The 21,296-nt window shown below is 38.5% G+C and carries 21 protein-coding genes; 7 read left to right on the plus strand and 14 right to left on the minus strand.

Going from position 1 to position 21,296, the window contains the following annotated elements; all coding sequences use genetic code 11:
- The coding region (locus H1P_RS13060) for an ATP-binding cassette domain-containing protein (protein ID WP_144867761.1) at positions 1 to 309 on the minus strand (309 nt) is incomplete at its 3' end.
- 3 nt (positions 310 to 312) lie between these two features.
- On the minus strand, positions 313 to 1,119 hold the full coding sequence (locus H1P_RS13065) for an ABC transporter permease (protein ID WP_144867763.1): 807 nt from the start codon (positions 1,117 to 1,119) through the stop codon (positions 313 to 315).
- Between the two features lie 161 nt (positions 1,120 to 1,280).
- Between H1P_RS13065 and petP the strand changes: the two genes are divergently transcribed.
- The 3 genes from petP to chlG all read left to right on the plus strand — a co-directional run bounded on the left by petP (position 1,281) and on the right by chlG (position 3,739).
- Positions 1,281 to 1,475, plus strand: coding sequence for a cytochrome b6f subunit PetP (gene petP / locus H1P_RS13070; protein WP_144867765.1), 195 nt, complete (start codon positions 1,281 to 1,283; stop codon positions 1,473 to 1,475).
- A 44-nt stretch (positions 1,476 to 1,519) separates the two neighbouring features.
- Positions 1,520 to 2,617 (plus strand): Get3/ArsA fold putative tail anchor-mediating ATPase NosAFP, encoded by a 1,098-nt coding sequence (locus H1P_RS13075; RefSeq protein WP_144867767.1) that lies wholly within the window; start codon positions 1,520 to 1,522, stop codon positions 2,615 to 2,617.
- A gap of 138 nt (positions 2,618 to 2,755) precedes the next feature.
- Positions 2,756 to 3,739: a chlorophyll synthase ChlG gene (gene chlG, locus H1P_RS13080; RefSeq protein WP_144867769.1), complete on the plus strand. Its 984-nt coding sequence runs from the start codon at positions 2,756 to 2,758 to the stop codon at positions 3,737 to 3,739.
- A 113-nt stretch (positions 3,740 to 3,852) separates the two neighbouring features.
- On the opposite strand, the gene H1P_RS36045 is transcribed toward chlG, so the two are convergent.
- The 8 genes from H1P_RS36045 to H1P_RS13115 form a co-directional block, all read right to left on the minus strand.
- A complete protein-coding gene (locus H1P_RS36045) occupies positions 3,853 to 4,029 on the minus strand; it encodes a hypothetical protein (protein ID WP_186375952.1) in 177 nt (58 codons plus the stop codon).
- Between the two features lie 101 nt (positions 4,030 to 4,130).
- A complete protein-coding gene (locus H1P_RS13085; protein ID WP_144867771.1) occupies positions 4,131 to 6,296 on the minus strand; it encodes a GumC family protein in 2,166 nt (721 codons plus the stop codon).
- A 101-nt stretch (positions 6,297 to 6,397) separates the two neighbouring features.
- Entirely contained in the window at positions 6,398 to 7,591 is a 1,194-nt protein-coding gene (locus tag H1P_RS13090; RefSeq protein WP_144867773.1) for a polysaccharide biosynthesis/export family protein, read from the minus strand.
- The gene (locus H1P_RS13095) at positions 7,566 to 8,309 is read right to left on the minus strand and encodes a cyanoexosortase B system-associated protein (RefSeq protein ID WP_144867775.1); all 744 of its coding nucleotides are present in this window, start codon (positions 8,307 to 8,309) and stop codon (positions 7,566 to 7,568) included. Before H1P_RS13095 ends, H1P_RS13090 begins: the two co-directional genes overlap by 26 nt.
- On the minus strand, positions 8,306 to 9,199 hold the full coding sequence (gene crtB, locus H1P_RS13100; RefSeq protein ID WP_144867777.1) for a cyanoexosortase B: 894 nt from the start codon (positions 9,197 to 9,199) through the stop codon (positions 8,306 to 8,308). The genes H1P_RS13095 and crtB overlap by 4 nt, the downstream gene beginning before the upstream one ends.
- 203 nt (positions 9,200 to 9,402) lie before the next feature.
- On the minus strand, positions 9,403 to 10,563 hold the full coding sequence (locus tag H1P_RS13105) for a DegT/DnrJ/EryC1/StrS family aminotransferase (RefSeq protein ID WP_144867779.1): 1,161 nt from the start codon (positions 10,561 to 10,563) through the stop codon (positions 9,403 to 9,405).
- Between the two features lie 226 nt (positions 10,564 to 10,789).
- The gene (locus H1P_RS13110) at positions 10,790 to 11,680 is read right to left on the minus strand and encodes a DMT family transporter (protein WP_144867781.1); all 891 of its coding nucleotides are present in this window, start codon (positions 11,678 to 11,680) and stop codon (positions 10,790 to 10,792) included.
- A gap of 59 nt (positions 11,681 to 11,739) precedes the next feature.
- A complete protein-coding gene (locus H1P_RS13115; RefSeq protein WP_144867783.1) occupies positions 11,740 to 12,405 on the minus strand; it encodes a pyridoxamine 5'-phosphate oxidase family protein in 666 nt (221 codons plus the stop codon).
- A gap of 111 nt (positions 12,406 to 12,516) precedes the next feature.
- On the opposite strand from H1P_RS13115, the gene pdxR reads away from it, so the two are divergent.
- Positions 12,517 to 13,977: a MocR-like pyridoxine biosynthesis transcription factor PdxR gene (pdxR, locus tag H1P_RS13120; protein ID WP_144867785.1), complete on the plus strand. Its 1,461-nt coding sequence runs from the start codon at positions 12,517 to 12,519 to the stop codon at positions 13,975 to 13,977.
- Positions 13,978 to 13,996: 19 nt separating this feature from the next.
- Here pdxR and H1P_RS13125 read toward each other — a convergent pair whose 3' ends face one another.
- The 4 genes from H1P_RS13125 to fabI all read right to left on the minus strand — a co-directional run bounded on the left by H1P_RS13125 (position 13,997) and on the right by fabI (position 18,708).
- Entirely contained in the window at positions 13,997 to 15,193 is a 1,197-nt protein-coding gene (locus H1P_RS13125) for a glycosyltransferase family 2 protein (protein ID WP_144867787.1), read from the minus strand.
- Positions 15,194 to 16,117: 924 nt separating this feature from the next.
- Positions 16,118 to 16,750, minus strand: a complete 633-nt coding sequence (locus H1P_RS13130) for a chorismate lyase (protein ID WP_144867789.1) — start codon at positions 16,748 to 16,750, stop codon at positions 16,118 to 16,120.
- A gap of 469 nt (positions 16,751 to 17,219) precedes the next feature.
- Positions 17,220 to 17,843, minus strand: coding sequence for an imidazoleglycerol-phosphate dehydratase HisB (hisB, locus tag H1P_RS13135; protein WP_144867791.1), 624 nt, complete (start codon positions 17,841 to 17,843; stop codon positions 17,220 to 17,222).
- Between the two features lie 88 nt (positions 17,844 to 17,931).
- Positions 17,932 to 18,708: an enoyl-ACP reductase FabI gene (fabI, locus tag H1P_RS13140; RefSeq protein ID WP_144867808.1), complete on the minus strand. Its 777-nt coding sequence runs from the start codon at positions 18,706 to 18,708 to the stop codon at positions 17,932 to 17,934.
- 385 nt (positions 18,709 to 19,093) lie between these two features.
- Between fabI and ntcA the strand changes: the two genes are divergently transcribed.
- Genes ntcA through H1P_RS38260 form a run of 3 tightly spaced genes read left to right on the plus strand, consistent with a single transcriptional unit; the run spans position 19,094 to position 21,260 of the window.
- Positions 19,094 to 19,771 (plus strand): global nitrogen regulator NtcA, encoded by a 678-nt coding sequence (ntcA, locus tag H1P_RS13145; RefSeq protein WP_144867793.1) that lies wholly within the window; start codon positions 19,094 to 19,096, stop codon positions 19,769 to 19,771.
- Between the two features lie 59 nt (positions 19,772 to 19,830).
- Entirely contained in the window at positions 19,831 to 21,000 is a 1,170-nt protein-coding gene (locus tag H1P_RS13150) for a DUF3084 domain-containing protein (RefSeq protein WP_246141665.1), read from the plus strand.
- Complete coding sequence (locus H1P_RS38260; RefSeq protein ID WP_246141667.1) at positions 20,997 to 21,260, plus strand: hypothetical protein; 264 nt, start codon at positions 20,997 to 20,999, stop codon at positions 21,258 to 21,260. The genes H1P_RS13150 and H1P_RS38260 overlap by 4 nt, the downstream gene beginning before the upstream one ends.
- Positions 21,261 to 21,296 lie beyond the last annotated feature (36 nt).

Genomic DNA, 21,296 nt, shown 5'->3' on the forward strand with positions numbered 1-21,296 from the left:
ATCAAACCCTGCCCCCAACTCAATCAACGGCGCAATTTTTCCTTTAACTCTGACTGTTCCTTGAGTGGGGTTTAAAATACCACAAATTAGTTTTAATAAAGTTGATTTTCCCGAACCATTAGAGCCAATAATTCCAATTTTATCTCCTTGATTAATAGTTAAACTAACATTATCTAAAATGAGCTTTTTCGCAGGATGACGATATTTTCCTTCTAAAAAAGCTAGAACAGTTCTCTTAAGATCGTAAGAAAATTCTTCTTGAGTTCTGCGCCATAAAGAAACGTTTTCAATTCTAATTGCTTCGGTCATTTTTTAGAGTAAATCCATAAACTTATCTTGCCATAAAATAAAAGAGATAGCTCCCACTGTTAAAACAATTGTGCCACTTAATAGAGAAGCGAAAATTAAAGTTATATCTGGTAAACTACCTGACAAACTAATTTGACGAATACTATTGATAATTGGTAGTAAAGGATTGAAGACTAATATTCTTTTTACGCCTTCTGGGACAATTTCTGGAGGGTAAAATACTGGTGAGCTAATCCATAATAAAAAAGTTAATAATTCATAAAAATAAGGTAAATCGCGAAAAAACACATACAACGAACTCATCAATAAACTAACACCAGCGCAGACTAAAATTAGAGCAGTTAAAGGAAATAAAAGGGCAATCACGTTGAGTAAACTGCGAGAGATCAGGAAAGTTGTCAGCAATAGTAAAGGGAAAACTCCTATTAATAGCTGAAAAACATTAGCACCTATAAAAGAAAGCGGAAAAATAACTAAAGGAAGCCGAATTTTGTTAACTATTGCTCCATTTTCGACAACACTAACTAAAGCTTGTGACGTAGAAGACGAAAAAAAATTAATAACTACCAAACCAGTAAAAGCAGCCAATACATAGTTTAAAGTTGAATTGTCATAGTATGCAGCAAAAGCTGTGCCAAAAATAGCTGCATACAAAGCTGTCATAATGAGCGGACTTAATAACGACCAGTAAATGCCTAAAAAAGAGCCACGATATCTACGCTTCAGATTGCGTCTGACTAATACAGAAAGTAATTCCCAATACCACCGCATTTGAGAGGTTTTCTTCTTTTTGGTAATGGAGGCAATCATAAATTAAGGATCGGAATATTTTCAGAAAGCCATTCTAACCTACTCAGGTTGATTCATTTTCTTTTTTCCTCTCAATCAACAACTGCTTAACAATAGGGTGGATTTTGCTTTAAACTGTGAATTGGTTAATTTAATCAAATATTTAGAATACAGAACTAGGAATGGAAATAGGTCAAAAGGTTAAAGTATATCGTATTAGAGACAAAGTATCTGGTAATGTTGCTGATAAACTAGGCAAAGTAGGTACAGTAAAAGAATACAAAATGACTGACGGTAGTGGCGTTGGTGTTGTTGTAAAATTCGACGATCAAACTGCTACTTGGTTTTTTGAAGACGAAATCAAGCCGATTAACTAATTGCTTGAATACATATCCAATCCCAGGTAAAAAATACTAAAACTATGTCCTCAATTGTTACATTCTTGGGCAAAGGTGGCACTGGTCGTACTACAATTGCGATCGCTGCTGCCAAAAATTTAGCACAGCAAGGGCGCAAAGTCCTGTTATTAACTCAAGATTCTAGTCCCGCTTACAACATTGCTTTGGGCATTGACATCACTGCCAAACCACAGGAAATTGCAGCTAACTTATCTGTGGCGCAATTACATTCCACAATGCTTTTAGAGCAGAATTGGGAACAGGTAAAGCAACTAGAACAGCAGTATTTGCGATCGCCACTTCTCAAGAATGTCTATGGTCAAGAGTTAGGCATTTTACCAGGGATGGATCAAGCTTTAGCTCTCAATAAAATTCGAGAATACGACCAAAGCAAGCAATATGATGTCATTGTCTACGATGGCTCAGGCGACCTCAATACCCTCAGAATGTTTGGGATGCCAGAAGTTTTAAGTTGGTATATTCGTCGTTTTAAAGGGGTATTTCAAGATTCTGAAATTGTCAAAGCACTTTCACCTTTTGTGCAACCAGTTACCTCCGCTATTCTCAATTCTTCTTGGTCATTTGATAGCCTTTCACCCGACGAAACCGACCAAGCAAGTCAGATGTTAGAAAAAGGAAGACAAGCTTTAACAGAGCAAAGAGTAATTGCTTATTTAGTTACTAAAGATGATCCTGTGGCGATTGCTCAAGCAAAATATCTCTGGGGTAGCGCACAGCAAGTTGGTTTAACCGTAGGAGGCGTCTTACTCAATCAAGCAGATAGTAATGATTCTGTAACAAAAGAATTTAACCCTTTAACAATAACTTTTCTACCCTCTATCTCCAGTGGCGAATGGCAAACTTTGGGTGATGCTTTACCCAATCTCGTAGGTAGTATCACAAGTCCCAAGCCTACCACTTTTGAGATGACAGAGAAAAAAATTAAAGTCTTTTTACCAGGTTTTGACAAGAAACAAGTTAAATTAACTCAAAATGGCTCAGAAATTACCATAGAAGCAGGAGATCAACGACGCAATATAGATTTACCCCCTGCTTGGTCTGGTCGTTCTGTTACAGGAGCTAAATTCACCAATAACTATTTAGAACTGAGTATTGGCTAAATTAAGCAAGAAGAAACGAGGAACGAGGAGCAAGAAAGTAGCCCTAAAGGACTCGCTATCGCGTCGCATTAGCAATTAGCAAACGAACCAGTCAATCATGACATTAATAAATATCAATCAATTAAAAACGATTAAAAAATGACTGATACCAAACCTGAGAAAAATCAAGAAGAAGCCACCTCTAAGGCTCGGCAACTCCTGGGAATGAAAGGAGCAGCTTCAGGGGAAACTAATATTTGGAAGATCAGGCTGCAATTAATGAAGCCGATTACCTGGATACCTCTCATATGGGGTGTGGTGTGTGGTGCAGCTTCGTCTGGGAACTATGTATGGTCGTTAGAAAATGTCCTCATTGCAGCAGCTTGTATGTTACTTTCTGGGCCTTTAATGACTGGTTATACTCAAACCCTTAATGACTTTTATGACCGCGAAATAGACGCAATTAACGAACCTTATCGCCCGATTCCTTCTGGCGCAATTTCTGTTCCCCAAGTTACTATCCAAATTGTGGTACTTTTACTGGGTGGTCTTGGCTTATCGTACCTCCTCGATCTTTGGGCTGGTCATGAAACCCCTGTAATGCTCTATTTAAGTTTAGGAGGGGCATTTATCGCTTATATTTACTCTGCACCACCATTGAAACTGAAACAAAATGGTTGGTTGGGTAACTATGCCCTTGGTGCAAGCTACATCGCTTTACCATGGTGGGCTGGTCATGCTTTGTTTGGGGAGCTAAATTGGACAATCGTCATTTTAACCCTGATTTATAGCTGTGCTGGGTTAGGAATTGCAGTGGTAAATGACTTTAAAAGTGTGGAAGGCGATCGCACTTTAGGGTTGAAATCTCTACCAGTCATGTTTGGTATCACTACCGCAGCCTGGATTTGTGTAATTATGATCGATACTTTCCAAATGGGAATTGCGGGCTATTTAGTCAGTATCCACGAAAATCTTTACGCTAGTATTTTATTCTTGTTGGTATTGCCTCAGATCGTGTTCCAAGATATGTATTTTTTACGCGATCCTTTAGAAAACGATGTGAAGTACCAAGCCAGCGCACAACCTTTTCTGGTACTAGGAATGCTAGTAGCGGGTTTAGCTCTCGGACATGCAGGAGTTTAAATTATGAAAGATGAAGGATGAGGGATGAAGTAAATGCAATTTCAAAATTCATAGTTCCACAATCCATAATTTTAACTGGCTTACAGCTAATGGCTAATGGCTTATAGCTAATTTTAAAGTTGCGGTTCAATATTCTCTTGAGGAACTTCAGGCGATCGCTGTATAGCTTCTAAACGATAACCTTCTTGTCTCATCTGTCCGATGAAATCTTGGGAATTAACTTCTTGAGCATCGGACTTGTTTTGTTGTGCTTGACGACGTTGTTTTTTCAGTTTTGCTTTTCTACCCATAGCGATACACAAAAATTAATTTGATTACTACAATAAAAACTACTCACTGGTCACGTTCCCTGCCGTAAAACGACAGGGCTTGCGTGACCGTTGGTCAATATTTACTCAACCAATTGACTTTCTACCGTTTTTTCATCTGCTTCTGAAAGCTCAGAAGCAGGTAACTCCATCAGATTGACAACTTGCTCTGTGTCATTGATAATCGCTCCTAAAATGGGGATGTCGGTTTCTGTAAATTGATCGATAGTTTCTCCAAGCATCGATCCGCGAGAAATGCCTGGTCTGACTATTAAGACTACACCATCGGTTAAAGACTCCAAAAGTAGAGCATCATTACATTTTGACAAGGAGGGAGTGTCGATAATGACCATATCAAAACGACCTCTAGCGTCTTTAATGAGTCTTTCTAGTTCGTTTGATTCTACAATAGCTGCTACTTGACGAGATGGCCCTGGACTAGGCACAATATACAAGTTAGCGATCGCTGGTACTAAGCGAATTGCCTCACTACTCTCAGAAAAATATTTTAATGGTTCTTGGGTGGCATTGTCATCTGCTTGTACCTGTACCCATTCACTATTAGAGCGAGCCCGTAAGTCTGCTTCAATGATTAAAGTTCTTTTTCCTGCATGAGCAGAGGCGATCGCCAGATTGTAAGCACTCACGCTTTTTCCTTCTTTATGGGAGACGCTGGCAACTAAAATCACTTTGGTAGCAGGCGCACTATAACGACGCAGGTTACTACGAACACGCTCATAAAAAGTTAAGTAACTAGAATCATTATCCACAATGATGGGAAGTTCTTGCCCATTCAAATCAAAACCATCGATACGGGGAATATTACCCAAGACAGGTACTTCCCTGGTTAATAACAACTCTCGTAATTCTTGGGGGGTATGCAGTCTGTCATCCAACAGAGCCAAGAGAAAAATTACCCCCGCAGCAGCAACCAGACCAATTCCAGCCCCAGCACCTAAAATAAGAAAGCGATTAATCGAAACTAAAGTTGTGGGTGCGACTTCTTGCACCACAGGAGCTTGAGCAACCGCATAACTACTGGTAGTTTCTGCCTCGGCTGATTGAGCATCTACTAGAGCGGTCAGAATAGTTTGATATAAAGCTCTTTTGGTTTCGACTTCTTGGACTAGACGAGCCTGTTGCAGTTGACGATCGGGAAATTGTTCGTACTGTTCTCGCAAATCTTGTTCGGTGTTTCTGACCGATTCTAGCTGTCTAATAATGCCTTCTCGTTGAGTTTGTAGAGTGATTAAAGTATTCGCTAAATCTTGTCTGGCAGGGTCAAGACTGCTTTCTTGCCTTAATTGATTGGCTAATGGTCTCGATTTACCTGTTCCTTGTAAAATTTCAGTTGCACGCTCTTGAGTTAAATCTTCGTTGGCTTGTAACTGTTTTCTGAGACTAATTAGAGTAGGATGATCGGGTCGTAACTCTTTTTCTACTTGTTTGAGTTGATTTTCAATTTCGACAACTTGCGATCGCAAGCTAGCTAGTATGGGATCGGCACTTAAAGCAGCCGAAGTATAAGCTTCGTCGGGATTTAAACCCAACTGCGTAACAATACTATCAATTTGACCTTCAATCTCTTCTAAAATTAGCTGTAACTGCCTTTGTTGCTGTTGGCTACCAGTAATGCCACTGAAAAGACTACCGTCTTGTACTGCCAATAGATCTGTACCTTCAGTACTAATAAAACGATAAAAGGCTTCTTCTGCGGTAGCTAACTCTTGTTGTACTACGATCAAACGTCCATTTAAAGCATCAATACGCCCTCGTAACTGAGAAGTGTTGATTAAGCGACTCTGCTCGATCATTTCTGTCATGACCACTCCCAGATTTCTGACTGCTTCCTCTGGGTCATCTGAGTTGATATACTCCAAACCGATCAGCTGAGTACTACCATCTTCAGGAAGATTAATTTGGAGGTTGCGATCGATCATCTCTTTTAGCTCATCGCTCCTCAATTGTAATTGAGTTCTGATTCTGGCTTGAACAGGAGGAGATAGTAGAATATCAACATTGATAAATCTACCTTGCTCTGCCAGTTGTTCTCCTGTACTCGTGAACAGAGGTGGAGGACTACTGTAAGAAAGCTGTCCATTAGCTTTGTACGTTGTTTCTGGGGTTGGGGGTTCTGGCTGCAAAGCAAACACAACGGATACACCAATACTGAGGAGAAAAATAATTAATCCCAGTACTTTATGTTGTTCCAAAGAAATCAGAAAACGTTTTACAATCGGTGGAGTCATACTTGATCGAGTCGAAAGACGACAATGTCACTTAACTATTATGAACGAACACTTTATAAAATAAATCAATTAAAATAAAAAGTATTTATTTTAGTGATTGATTAATCAAATATATTGTTAAATAAAGATCTGAAACCAAAAAAGCTTCTAAGAGGTGTTGTAATTACATTAAAGGCGTTAAAAACTTTACCAAGAAGGGTACGACCAACTACGATGACATCTTCATCTTCTAAAGGTACGTTTTGAGCGGAATTAGCCTGAACAACTTCTCTGGTATCTAAAGATTGAGAAACAATTCCTCCTGTATCGGGGTCAAATCTAAACAAACCAATTTCTTGCTTTTGTAATAAAGGATCGCCAGCAGGTAAAGAAGCCACAGCATCAATAAAGGTACTACCATTGGGCAACACTAAGTTACGGACACTCGTTCCTGTATTAGAAGGCAAGACAACTCGCACTGTAATTGATTGCTGAGGAAGTGTACTTCTAGCAACTAGACTGCGGTTGTAGTTTTTGTCTTCTCCTGGTTCTAATTGGGAAACAACAATCGTGTCTCCTCCTTGCAAAAATACTGGAGGTAATTGTTCTCCTTCAATAAGAGCCGAATAAAGATCGACTTTTTGTTCTAAAAGACTGCCGTCTCTTAGTCTACGGCGTACCACAACAGAACGTAAATCCGCATCATTAGTACTTCCCCCTGCACCTTGTAATACTTGGGTGATGGGAGAACCTGCGACAAATCCATAAAAACCAGGACGAACAACTTCCCCTAAAATATTGACTTGGGCAGGACGAGTCAAAGTAATAGAAGCTAATACGTCAGGGGGTTCTTGCACAAAACGACTTCCTAATTCGTAGGAAATTTTTGATTCGACTTCGGAAATAGTTAGACCTGTTAGAGATATTCTTCCCAAAATGGGCATAATTACATTTCCTTCTGCATCAAGAGTTCCTACTGAATTAAATTCAGGATATAAAGGAACACTAATACTAATGCCATCTCCGCTATCAAGACGATAGGTATTGAGTTCGGGAGAAGTTACGGAATCGAAAGCAGGAACTGGTTCGGGTTCGGGTGGCGGATTATCTAGATTAAAGGTGGGAGTAGATGGTTCAACTGGAGCAGTTTCTCCTGTTTCTGGTCGATTTTCTTCGGGAAGCTTAATCGGAACTTGAGTGTAACCGCAAGAGACAAAAAAACTATAATTGAGAAAGCACCACAGGCTAGTACCCAAAAATAGCCCCAGTAACTTTGGTTGAGTTGTGAATTTAATTGTTTTTTTTGACAGAAACATTGAATGTATTTTCCTGAAGACTACCTTGAACTTGTTGACTTAGAGAGGTTGCTAGAGTTTCCGCACTATCTAAATCGTCTAAGGGATTAAGAGGAATTTTTAGACAAACTGCTATCCAAGGAACTCGCTTTTGCTTTAATTGGGCAATTTGATCTCGCCAAAACCAATTAGTAGTAGCGTGACTTCCTCCATTAGGAAAGGCATACCACTGTACGATGGCAAAAGTTTGTTGATTCCAAGCACGAAAAAAACGAGCTTTGACTTTAGAGTTGGGAGAATTACCCTCAACAGTAAATTCTAATTCACGATGAGAATCAGTTTTCCATTTCTCTAGTCCTTGAATATCTGTCCATTCTACATAAGGTTTATCTTTATAAAAAGTTTGAGGAGCCAGTAAGACTACTACAGGAGAAGAGTTACCTTGAGTTATGGCTTGAGCCGACCATTTGTTACCTCCAATACGAATTTCTCTTTGTTTAATTGTTTGCCAGTCGGTAAATTCTACACCTGTTTTAAGTAGGCTTCTCATTTGTTGAGTATTATCGATCGGAGGGAGTCTAGACCAAGTCCATTGTCCACCCTGCAAATACCCAGGAATAGCTGCGATCGCAACTGTAATTATAAGTAATAATACTACTACAGCTTTGGTCAAAAATTTGGTGGGAGAAGTTTTCCACAATACTCCTACTTTGTTTTTTGTAATGGATGGAGGTGTCATGATTTTTTTTTGTGAGAGGGATTATCTACAAAATCTTTTTCATTGTCTAAAAAGTTGATCAGTAACACGATAATTCCCAGCATCATTGCAGAATATAAATCTCCTCCCCAGCTATCATGTAACCAAACAAAAAGTTGATCTCTACCTGTTCCGTGAAAAAAGGTTAGTACAGTATTCCGAATTATATTGGCTATTACGCTGATGATTACAGCACTACTTAAGAGAATAGTCACTTTTTTGGTATTGCGATGGTTGTCCGTCCAATAGAGTAACATTGAACCCACATATAGGGTAGTAAAAAGCATTTTTAAACCAGCACAATAAGGGGCGACTTCGACTAATCTTCCTCCTACCGAAAGGTAAATTTCTTCTACAGCAACATCCATGCCAAACTGCGTTAATATAAATCCTGCCATCACAGCGATAAATTTTTGTAGTGGTAATGTCCACGAAGTAATTAGATAAGGTACAGAGTTTGGAGCAGCAAAAAATACTAAAAATAAAGGAAAAGTTTGTAACTTTAAACCAGAAATTCCTTTGAAGCAAAGACAAATTCCTGCTAATACCATGGGAAAGGAAAAACTAACCAGTTCTGCCACTCCTGTAGTGTAAAAAATAATGCCTAAAATTAAAAAAAATCCACCCCAAGGATTAAATCTGTCTGGTATTCTTTGCCATTTCTTTCTTTTAGACCAGCTAATATATGCTGCAAAGGGCAATCCAATGATGCCATGACTAAAGTATTCATGTTCGATATTAATACTTTTATTAAGCCAGCCATCATACCAATGTATTAATAAAGGTGCATATAAAATAGCGAGTAAACCTAAAGTTAGGTAGTAAAGAAAATTGGAATCCAAATAATTATTAGCTTTCTGACTAACTTGCATAGTTAATTATGAATGAATAAAGTTTTTTATCGAGCTAGTTGTAATTCTAATATAGTTCATGCTGAATTCTGATTGATGTCTGGTAGTTGAAGGTTGTGTAAAGAAAGGCAGCCAGGGGACTAATTTTTTTTAGCTCAAACGAGTAAGATGTGCTTTCCAAACCTGATTTGACATCAAATTTTGATCGTGAGAGAAGGCGACGGTTAGTCGCCTTCTTTAATTATGATGTTGACAGCTTCTAAAAGTTGTTGACACACTAACTCAATCTGAGCTTTAGTAATACCAGGAAATATGGGTAAAGAAAGAATCTGTGCCGATAAAGTCTCTGCGTGGGCAAAATCTCCCGATTGATAACCTAAATATTTAAAAGCTGGCTGGAGATGACAAGGAATCGGATAATGAATTCCTGATTGAATTCCCGCATCTGCTAAAGCAGTTTGAATTTGCTCTCTCCTCTCAGCTAAAGAGTCTGGGAGACGAACTACATAGAGATGGTATACATGACCGCGATCGCTGTAATTTTGTATCGGTTTAATTTCAGGATGTGCTAATTTCCGAAAATAGCGATCGTACATCTCTCCTGCTTGATTACGCATTTGATTCCAATCAGGCAAATAGGGGAGTTTTAAGTGTAAAATAGCAGCCTGTAGAGTGTCTAAACGGCTATTAGTACCTAACTCGACATGAAGGTATTTTTGGGATGCGCCGTAATTACGTAGGCTACGTGCTTTTTTGGCTACTGCTTCATCATCAGTAACTATCATTCCTCCATTCCCCAATGCACCAAGGTTTTTACTGGGGTAAAAGCTAAAAGCAGCAGCTTTGCCCACAGAACCTGCATAATACCCTTCTTTAGTTGCTAAATGAGCTTGTGCCGAATCTTCAAAGATAATGAGATTATGTGTTTGAGCAAAATCTAACAAGGCTTGAGGAGATACCATCTGTCCGTAAAGATGGACTGGCAAAATAGCTTTGGTTTTAGGGGTAACTAATTTAGCTGCTGCGGTTAAATCGATTAATGCCGTATCTAATTCACAATCAACTAAAATTGGGGTTGCTCCCGCTTGAATAATACCAATTACAGAAGCAATAAAAGTATTGGCTGGAACAATTACTTCATCTCCTTTACCAATACCGCAAGCTTGTAACCCAATAGCGATCGCTGATGTTCCCGAAGCTACCCCCACAGCATATTTAACATTACAAGCTTTAGCAAAGGCGGTTTCAAATTCGGCTAAAGCTTGACCTAAAACAAAATCCCCTCTTTTAACTACAGATTGTAATACTTGAGTAATATCATCTTTAATTGGTTGATGCTGAAAGCTGAGATCGACAAAAGGTACTCGAACAACACTAGATTTCATAAATTTTTAATATTATCTATCTAGCGATCTGTTGTAGCAAAAAAAACACAGTTTTGTCTTGTATCAAGAGTTTTCCTGGGTTTTTGTGAGTTATTGCTTAAAAATAGCTATAAGCCATTAGCTATAAGCTATATGCTTGAATCGCTTGAGACGGAGGAGTTGAACCTGGAGCTTAGAAGCTCAGAGCTTAAAGCTGTTAGCTAGTTAAATTTAGCTTGCTAGCAAGCTAAATACCGCGAATAAATAGCAAACTAATTCCAGCGATCGCAATAATTACGCCAAAAAAAGACCTCAAAGTTACTTTGTCTCCCATAATGAAAGCAATAGGAATTATAAACAAAGGGCTAGTAGCAAGAAGGGTTTGAGCAATCCCCGTAGGCGAAAATTTTAGAGAAATCTGTTGTAGCCAGATACCTAAATAAGTACTACCAAAAGCAGCTAAGATGATAATGCCGACAGTCCGCCAAGAAAAGCCTTTTATAGTCTTTTTTAAGCTTTGTGTAGCTGAAAAAGCGGGAATTTGCATTAACAATATAGCGATCGCTGTTCCTGCTGCTAGACGAATTAAACTACTTTCAAGAGGGCTAATACCAGAATCAATCAGAGCAAAACGAGATAAGACTGCTCCCACAGATTGAGCGATCGCTGCTAAGATAGCCCAAATAATACCGTATCTATTACGAATGTGACTATCAATCGTTCTTTCACTAATTACCCAAACAACTCCTAATAAAGTCAGCAAAATTCCGCACCAAGCCACAGGCGAAATAATCTCGCCCAGAATTATAAAAGCCAAAAATGCGCCCAAAGGTGGGGAAAGAGTTTCCAAAAGCAAGGTTTTTCTCGCGCCTAAATTGTTTAACGCCAAAAAATAAGCTGTATCTCCTAAGCCAATACCTACTAAACCACTCAAAGCCAATATAGCAAGGGGTAAAGGAGCAATTAGAGTAAATTCTACTCTTTGAATACCCAGAGTGAACACAATTAAAACAATAGCAACAATTCCCTTGAGAAAATTCAGTTGCAAAGGGGGAATTTTCTGACCTAAAACACCATAAACAATTGATGATAATGCCCATAATAAGGCTGCGGTTAAGGCTGCTATTTCACCGATCATTGCTGAAATGCCCCGAACCTTTTACCAACAAGTGCTTAGTCACGAAAAATTTCATCACACTACCTTCCTCGACCATAATGAGTTAAGTTTTCAGGAAGTATAATATCAGGAGAAAGCTGAGAATCAGGAATAGGTGTACCTGCGGTGAGATTTAGAGGCAATTGTCCAGCCCAGATTGGTAATGCGTAATCTTTTGCATCATCACTAGGATGACCTGTACGAACTTTAGCCGAACCTTCTTCAATGGAAAAAGAAAGAACATTTGTGGCTTTTAATTCTTGAGAATTAGGAAGACGCGCATCTTCCCAGCGTCCAGGGAGCATTTGTTCTGTGAAAGCTCGTAGAGCAGCCATTTTATCGGTTTCGCTGACCACTAACTTTGCTTTACCAAACAAAACTACAGAACGATAATTCATAGAGTGATGAAACAAAGAGCGCGCAATCACCAGTCCATCTAGTAACGTCACAGTGAAACACACATCAACACCCTGTTCCAGAGTTTTCAGCAAGCGACTTACAGAAGATCCATGAAGGTACAAGCGATCGCCTGTTCTCCCATAAGCCATCGGAATTACAAAGGGTTGATTATCTGTTATAAATCCCACATGAGCAACCAGTGCTTCATCTAAAATACTGTAAATTAATTCTCGCTCTTGACTACCTCGTTTTGGCAAGCGTCTTAGTTTACTCCGTTTAGTTACCTGAAGTTCTTGAGGATCGGACATTGTATTTATGCTATGTATACTGTATTAGTTTTACTCTCCTCAAGATAAAAAGAATATTGGTATGATTCAAGAGCCACTTTTGAATTTTTATATCAGTCCACTTATTTCATTATGGACTTAGCTATTCATTTAGATCGCACTTCTACAACGCCTCTGTATCAACAATTAACTGAAAAAATTCGCACGGTGGTATTGGAAGGAAGACTCAAGCCCAATCAAAAACTACCTTCATCTCGAAATTTGGCAAAGTCTTTAAATATTTCTCGTTCTACAGTTACTCAAAGTTATGAACAGTTAGAAAGTGAAGGATACTTAGAAACTCGGCGTGGTTCGGGTACTTATATCTGTCAGACAGTACCCGATCAGTGGCTAAATTCCCAGCCAATAGAGCCTGTAACCACTAAAATAGACAAGGATTCTACCCTATCTCAATTTGGCACAAATTTAATCTCTATCGGCAGTCTTAAAGTTTCAGAATCAGATTATGAAATTAGCTTTCGCTATGGCGATCCTGCGGTAGAGTATTTTCCAATGCAACAATGGCGGAAGTTTTTGGCTCGTCACTGCGAAAATTCGACCGCTTTGCTCAATTATGCTCCTGATGCTGCGGGACATTTTCCCTTGAGAGTAGAAATAGCTGACTATTTAGGGCGTTCTCGCGCAGTTCGTTGTACTCCAGAGCAAATAATTATTATTAACGGTTCTCAGCAAGCATTAGATTTAATTGCTCGTTTAATATTAGATTCGGGAGATTGGGTGGCAATGGAAGAGCCTGGTTATCTTGGCGCACGCCACTGCTTTCTAGCACAATCCGCTTATATACAGCCTATAGCTGTGAACTCAGAAGGTTTAAGTGTAGAATATCTCCGTAATTATCGGCAAAAGTTTAAATTTGTCTATGTGACACCTTCTCATCAATTTCCTACGGGTGTTACCTTGTCTTTATCTCAAAGAATAGCACTCCTCCAATGGGCGGAAAAAACAGACACCTTGATTATCGAAGATGATTATGATAGCGAGTATCGTTATGGAGAAAAACCGATCCCCGCTTTACAAGGAATGGATCGAAGTCAGTCGGTAATTTACATTGGTACTTTCTCGAAAATTCTCTTCCCATCTTTGCGAATTGGTTATTTGGTTGTTCCTCCTGTATGGATACCAATATTTTGTAAAGCTAAGTGGTTATGCGATCGCTTTTGCCCAATTTTAGAACAGTACGCTCTTACTGATTGGATTGGTTCGGGACATTTTGAGCGACATATTCGCCGAATGCGTCATCTTTACCATCTGCGTCGCCAAGCTTTAATTCAAGCTTTTGAAAAATATTTTGGTGACAGGGTAACTATCCTAGGAGCAAATGCAGGTATTCATCTGATGGTGAAAATTCAGACAGCTTTACCCGATAATACGATTATTCAAAAAGCAGCAGCAGTGGGAGTTGGTTTAATTAGTGCTAGAAGATACTATTTGCAGCCTCAACACCAAGGAGAGTTTATTTTTGGTTATGCTCAACTAGAAGAAGCCCAAATAGAGCAAGGTATTAAAAAATTATCTCAGGTACTAAAGAGTTAAAAAGAAAAGCTAGTCAAGTCTATAAGTCTCTTTCAGTACTTAACCAACCAGTTTGGGGATTAATTAGAAATTTAAGATAAATAGGTATTTTGCCAAAAATGTATAAAGGAATTGCAATTAAGTCTTTTAGTGGTAAGTCTTCTTTCCCAAACTTACTCCAGACAGCAGCTACAGAGGTAAATAGCATTAAACCACTAATGCCCAAAATAAATGTAGAAAGCGAAGAAGTGCCTAGTAAGATGGTTGCTAAAACAGAAATAGTACTAGCAGCAAACCACAGCATTACTAATAAAGATAAAGGAGGAATACTAATATCTAGAGCGAGTAAGAGTAAAGAAAAACGGGGTTTTTTCCAGAAAGCTTTGATTAATCGGGGTACTTCTACAGAAATCATTTGGAGATGTCCATGTTCCCAGCGAGTTCTTTGACTTTGAGCATCTTCATCTTTCATCAAGCGACCCACAACTAAAGCATCTTCACAGTAGGTAGGAACTGAATTCTTGAGAGTCAAATCTACTGTCAGCTTCATATCATCAGCGTTAATTGCTCCTACCAAAGATACTTGCTTAATTGCAGACCAAGGGAAAGCCATTCCCGAACCAGTAAGTAAACAGTGACCACCCAAACGATTTAAACCTAAAAAGCGAACGCGATTTTTTACCTGTAAGGCAAAAGTAGAGATGCGATCTTTTAAACTAGGGTTATCTATTTGTTCCATCAAGTACTTGGCTTGTACTGGTCTTCCTGTCTGCTGGGATAAACAAGTGATATTGGCGATCGCTTTCTCTGCCACAATACAATCAGCATCTAAAAATACTACTACCTCTGGAGGCTCAGTATCCTCCAAATAATGCAAACCACAATCTAAAGCGTGTCCTTTTCCTTTTTCTACTTTATCAACTCTCTCTATTACTGTTGCTCCTGCTTTTCTGGCGATTTCTGCTGTATTGTCTTGACAATTATCTGCAATAACCACTAGGACATCGCTATTTTGTAACTGCTTTCGAGCTTCTTCAACTACTAGAGCTATCTGTTCAGCTTCATTGTGAGCAGGTATTAGAATAGCTGTTTTCGGACGATTTTTGAAAGGAGTTTTTCGAGATGCTTTTTTCGGGAAAGTTGCCATTAAACATTCAACAGTAAATAATGCGATTGGCATTGCTAAAAGTAAAGCACCACTCAATAACATTAAGTTTAGAGACTTAAGAAAAAACATTGCAATTAATTATTAATTATACGTAAATGTTAAAAAATGAAAACAACTGATAACAACTTCATTTGGTTTTTTATTAGAGTTTTGTCCTAGATTATACATTATTTTGATTTTGTTTAGCGACATCATGCTCAAGTCAACAAAAAAATCTCAGCCAAAGCAAAGCACTTACTTCTATAGATCGAGTTTTACACTATTAGCCTTAACGTTAGCTTGATATTAATCGAAGATATTTAAAGAACTTATTAAGTTAATCCTAATTTAAAGTTGTTCAGGATTTTAATAGCAATCAAAAAAATTTGAGATATTTTATTTTTTAATTAGCCGACCCATCGTAATTATTAGGCAGATTTAGCTCGACCTAACAGGACTAAGGAAAACACCCAAAATTAAAAATATTCCTATGTTTTTAGTGTAGTTTAAATTTGTTTTTCAATAGCTCGAAAACTTCTACTAAGACAATACAAGTATTTTCTGAATTATAAAACTTTAATCACAGAAAATCACATAATAGTTAAATTAAAGATAAGTAAATTGATTAATATCCACTACAATTATCGATTTAACAGTTAAGCTTATTTAGCTCTAATACTTAAATATTGGAGACACCTCAGTTCACTCGATGGCATCTAGAATTTAGTATTTGACTTGTGGAAACCTAATGATACCCTGTCACCTTTTGCTTTTCTTAATGTATGTCTTTTAGTATATGTTTGCGATAGTGCTTTTTAATCTTTTTTTGTCTACGCTCTGTCTGTTGTCTCTTGCTTTTCTCCAAAATTATTCAATTTTGTCCCTGTCACGACTTAATTTGCTGCAAATAACTGAGGCAGTAGAGACGATAATTGATCTGTAGCATTTTTCCTATTTCATTTTTTTTTCTACCTTAAATTCAAAAATAGACTTCATGCTTAATCAATGGGTGGCTTAAGACATTTTTCCTAAATATTTAGCTAAATAAGGTGAAAAAACCTCATAAATAAGAGTTAAAGGGCGACTATCATGCCAAAATAAATAGTGACGACCCCAGAAAGCTCCTTTCTCTTCAAAAGCTAGTTCTAATGCTTTGGATTCACCGTAATAAAGACCTTGAATATCTCGATAAAGTTCCGTGTGAGAGCGAGAAAGACTTTCCCAAACAGGTAAAGAACGATTTTGCAAATACTCATCCACATGATTGGCATCCCACCAAGAAGTTGCATAGGCTAATCGCTGTCCCGAAGCAGTTCTTAACCATACTTGTCTGCGTAATCTCGGTTCGGGAATAAATTTAATGTCTTGGGGTGCGCCATCTTTTTTCTCCCCAATCAGTGACATCTCAATTACATCAACTTCTGTGGGTTCTCCTGTTAAAAGTTTTAAATGACGAGTTGGTGAGCCATCCCCTAATAAAAGAATCTGCCAAGTTGGTGCAAGTTGTTGATGGGGTAATCCTTGTTTTACTGATTCTTCTCCTCCTTCCCAAAGAGGTTTTAAACAATACCATTTTTTGGGGAGATCGCCTGTTGCCTCACTTTCAGTGAAATCGCTATTTGCTTGAGAGTTTAAATTTGCAGTCACGTTTTTTTACAAAACTTTATTTTTATATATAAAGCATAGTAACGTTTTTCAGAAAAGAGAAACAAGCCATGAAAAACGAGGAAAGATAAATAATGAATTATGAACTAGGAACGCGCATCGCAAGTAGCAAGTAACCAGTCACTCATCATAGGTGATTAGCGATTAACAATTAACCACTAACCACTGTACGGACGTGTCTTGGTGCGCTACCAGATGTACTCCAATGCGATGGGTGCAAGCATCGCATAGTTTGATGCACCGCTTCTGATAGAACGTCTCTACCCATATTATCCCGCTTGGCGGGACTAACAACTAACCACTAACAAATTACGGCGTTGGTAATTTGATGTATGACGTACAAAATGTTTCTGTTCGTAGCTCTAAGCTCTAAGCTTTAAGCTTTAAGCTTTTTTAAGAAGAGTACAGTATGAAAATTTTAAAATCATACCTTGATTCACCAACGCCCAAATTACAAAACCCCCTTAGAACTAGGAATTGTTTCCGCACGACGGAGATCGACTTCCAACGCCATTCGCATAGCGCGAGCAAAAGCTTTAAAAGTGGCTTCGATGATATGGTGAGAGTTAATACCATCTAACTGGCGTATGTGAAGAGTCATTTGGGAGTGATTGACTATTGCAACAAAAAACTCTCTTACTAGCTGAGTATCGTAAGTACCTACCCTTTGAGTGGGAATCTCTAAACCATAACTAAGATGAGGTCTACCAGAAAAATCAAGAGCGACTTGGATTAAAGATTCATCTAGGGGTGCAACAAAGTGACCAAAACGACTGATTCCTTTGCGATCGCCCAAAGCCTTAGCTAGAGCTTGACCAAGGGTAATCCCCACATCTTCGTTAGTGTGGTGATCGTCAATTTCAATATCTCCTGTAGCTTTTACTTCCAAATCAATTAAGCCATGAGAAGAGATTTGTTGCAACATATGATCTAAAAAAGGAATCCCTGTATCAGCAAGACATTTTCCTTGACCATCAAGATTAATGGCAACCGACACATCGGTTTCTTTAGTTGTTCTGGTTACCGATGCGATACGAGATAAAGTAGGTTGTTCGATAGTAGTGATAGTTTTCATATTTTGGTTAGTGGATATTTTGGTTAGTGGTTAGTGGCTCGTTGCTAGTTGCTTGTCGCTATTCAATAACTGATTACTATTTACTGATTTACATTCCCATTATTTCAAAACCAGCATCAACATAAATAATTTGTCCTGTTATTCCACTGGAAAGATTACTCGCGAGGAAAGCTGCGGTGTTGCCTACTTCTTCTTGAGTAACTGTTCGTCTTAAGGGTGCAGCATTATCCATATGTTTGATCATGTCACGGATCCCCCCTACTGCTGAAGAGGCTAAAGTACGAATAGGTCCTGCTGAAATACCATTAACTCGGATATTTTGCTCACCTAATTCCGCAGCGAGGTAGCGGACGTTCATTTCTAAAGCGGATTTAGCAATACCCATCAGATTATAGCTAGGCATTACTTTAACTCCACCAATATAGGAAAGAGTAATGATGCTTCCGCCTTCTTTCATTAGAGGTTTGGCTAGACGAGCAAAATGAACTAAAGAATAAGCACTAATCTCTAGGGATTTACTAAAAGCATCTCTAGGAACAATGCTAAAGTCTCCTTCTAGGTATTGCTTGTCTGCAAAAGCCAAACAATGGACGAAGATATCAAGCTTACCCCATTTATTTGCGATCGCTTTAAACATTTCTTCCATTAAAGCATCGTCTTGAACATTACAGGGTACGATAATGTCAGGAGCAATCGGCTCGACTAATTCTTTGACTTTTTTCTCAAAGCGACCTTTTTCATCAGGCAGATAGTTAACTCCAATATTAGCTCCCGCTTGATGTAGTTGTTGAGCGATACCCCAAGCAATAGAGTTTTTATTAGCTATTCCTGTAACAAAAGCATTTTTTCCACTTAAATCTAGCATTTGTTTCCCAATCATAATGTAAACCGCAATTCTCTATGGTACATCTGGAAGAAGGAATCAGGAAGAAGGAGCAGAGAGAGCAAGGGAGAAACGGGGACGCTGAGAGGAATAGCAAACAAAGAGCAAGTGGTCAGACCCCTCGTCGATACGATCCCGCTTGATACGATCCCATTTATACCCCAATGCGATGGGTACAAGTCCCGCTTAGTTTGGGACGAAGATGGGACGGGACGAATGGGGACAAGGGAATGCCGATCGAGCGAGAGACTAGCCATATTATCCAGCCTGACGGGACGAGCCAATAACAACAGATAACTGGTAACTGATTACTAATTAAGGTTTAATATTAAACAATTAAATAAGTATTGAGCGCCTCAAGAGTTTTATGGAACTATCTCTGACTCAAAATCAACCCCTAGCATCAGTATTTCGTAAACTTAACCGTAGTTCTTTTCCTCCCATTGTTGAGAGTTTCGATCGAGGAAAAACTATTTTTTTTCCTGGCGATCCCGCAGAAAGAGTTTATTTCTTGGTTAAAGGTGCTGTTAAGTTATCCCGTGTTTATGAAGCAGGGGAAGAGATTACAGTGGCTTTGCTGAGGGAGAATAGCGTGTTTGGGGTGCTGTCTCTGATTACGGGACAAAGAAGCGATCGCTTTTACCATGCAGTTGCTTTTACTCCTGTGGAATTATTATCTGCACCTATCGAACAGGTAGAAAGGTCTTTGAAAGAAAATCCTGAATTGTCTATGCTGATGTTACAAGGACTTTCTTCGCGCATTCTGCAAACGGAGATGATGATTGAAACCTTGGCTCATCGCGATATGGGTTCTCGTTTAGTTAGTTTTCTGTTGATTTTATGCCGTGATTTTGGAATGCCAACAGATGAAGGTATTAGAATTGATCTGAAGCTTTCCCATCAAGCGATCGCTGAAGCTATTGGTTCAACCAGAGTAACAGTGACTCGTTTGTTGGGAGATTTGCGTGATAAAGAGATGATTGCTATTCACAAAAAGAAAATTACCGTTCACGATCCAGTCAATCTCAGTCAACAGTTTACTTAAAACTCCTAAACTATATATTTAATGATCATTTCCTTCCATAGTTCAGAGTTGATTGTCCCATGACCAGTACTTATATTCTGATTATTGCAACTCTTATATTGGGAGGATTGATTGCATTATTAGGCGATCGCTTAGGGACCAAAGTTGGTAAAGCTCGTTTGAGATTATTTAAGCTGCGTCCTCGTCAAACCGCAACGATAATTACTATCATTGCAGGGACGCTTATTTCTGCTTCTACTCTGGGAATTTTATTGCTGCTGAGTGAATCTTTACGAGATGGCTTATTTGAGTTAGATGATATTAAAAAAGAACTGAGACAGGTTAAAAGGGATTTATACCAAGTTCATGACGAGAAAAAGCAAGTTGCCAGCCAACTAACCACAGTTCAAGAACAACAGTCTGAAGCAGAGAAACAATTAGAAGTAACACAACAAGATTTTCAAGAATCTACTCAACGGTTACAAGATATTTCTGAACAAGCAAAAGGCTTACGTCAAGAATTAAATACTTTATTGGGAGAAAGAGCCAAGCAACTACAACAACTAACGAGCTTAAAAGAACAAAGCCAACAGCTACAAGCTCAATTACAAGAAAGAGAACAAAAGATTACGGCGCAAGACAGCGAAATTTCCTCTAAAGAAAACAGTATTCAACAACTAAGACAAGAACAACAGGTATTGCAATCCCAAATTGGCAATCGAGATCGACTCATTGCAGAATTAGATACAGCGATCGCTGATAAAGATAGCGAGCTACAAGCTAGAAGAAACCGCTTGAATGATTTAGAGTCACAACTGAAGTTTTTACAGCGAGAAGTCGCTGTTTTAGAGCAGTACTATCAAACCTATCAAGAACTAAGAGAACGACGTATTGCCATTTTTAAGGGGGAAGTATTGGCTTCTGCCACAATTAGAATTGTCGATGCTAAAGCTGCTATTCCCGCCATCGATCGCTTATTGGTACAAGCAAATCGTAAGGCTATTAAATCTACTCTTATTGACGATGACCAATTTGATAGTACACGAGTTGTTAGAATTACCACGGCTCAAGTACAGCAATTAGCCGAACAAATTCAAGATGGCAAAGATTATGTAGTGCGTATTTTGTCCGCAGGAAACTATGTTCAAGGAGAACAAGAAGTAAGGATATTTGCTGATATCACTGCCAATCGAGAAGTTTTTCAAGCAGGAGAATCTATTGCTACAGTTTCTATTGATTCTCTACAATGAATCACACAGAAATTCAAGAAAGATTAGATTGGCTGTTGGCTGCTTCTAAATTTCGCGCTCAAAGAGCAGGTATTATTGGTGATTTACAAATAGGAGATGGGCAAATTGTCACCCTAATTAATTTTATTGATGATATTGCTAATTCAGAAGAAGATTTAGGAGAAATTAAAGCTGTTGTTGCTGAAACTACTTATACTGCTGGCCCTTTAAAATTAAATTTAGTAGTAGTTAAGGACGGGGTAATTATTTTCAGTACTTAGAAAATTGGTTAGTCCCGTCCCATCTTCATCCCAAAC

Origin of the sequence: Hyella patelloides LEGE 07179 (assembly GCF_900659865.1) — a bacterium.
Classification (GTDB): domain Bacteria; phylum Cyanobacteriota; class Cyanobacteriia; order Cyanobacteriales; family Xenococcaceae; genus Hyella; species Hyella patelloides.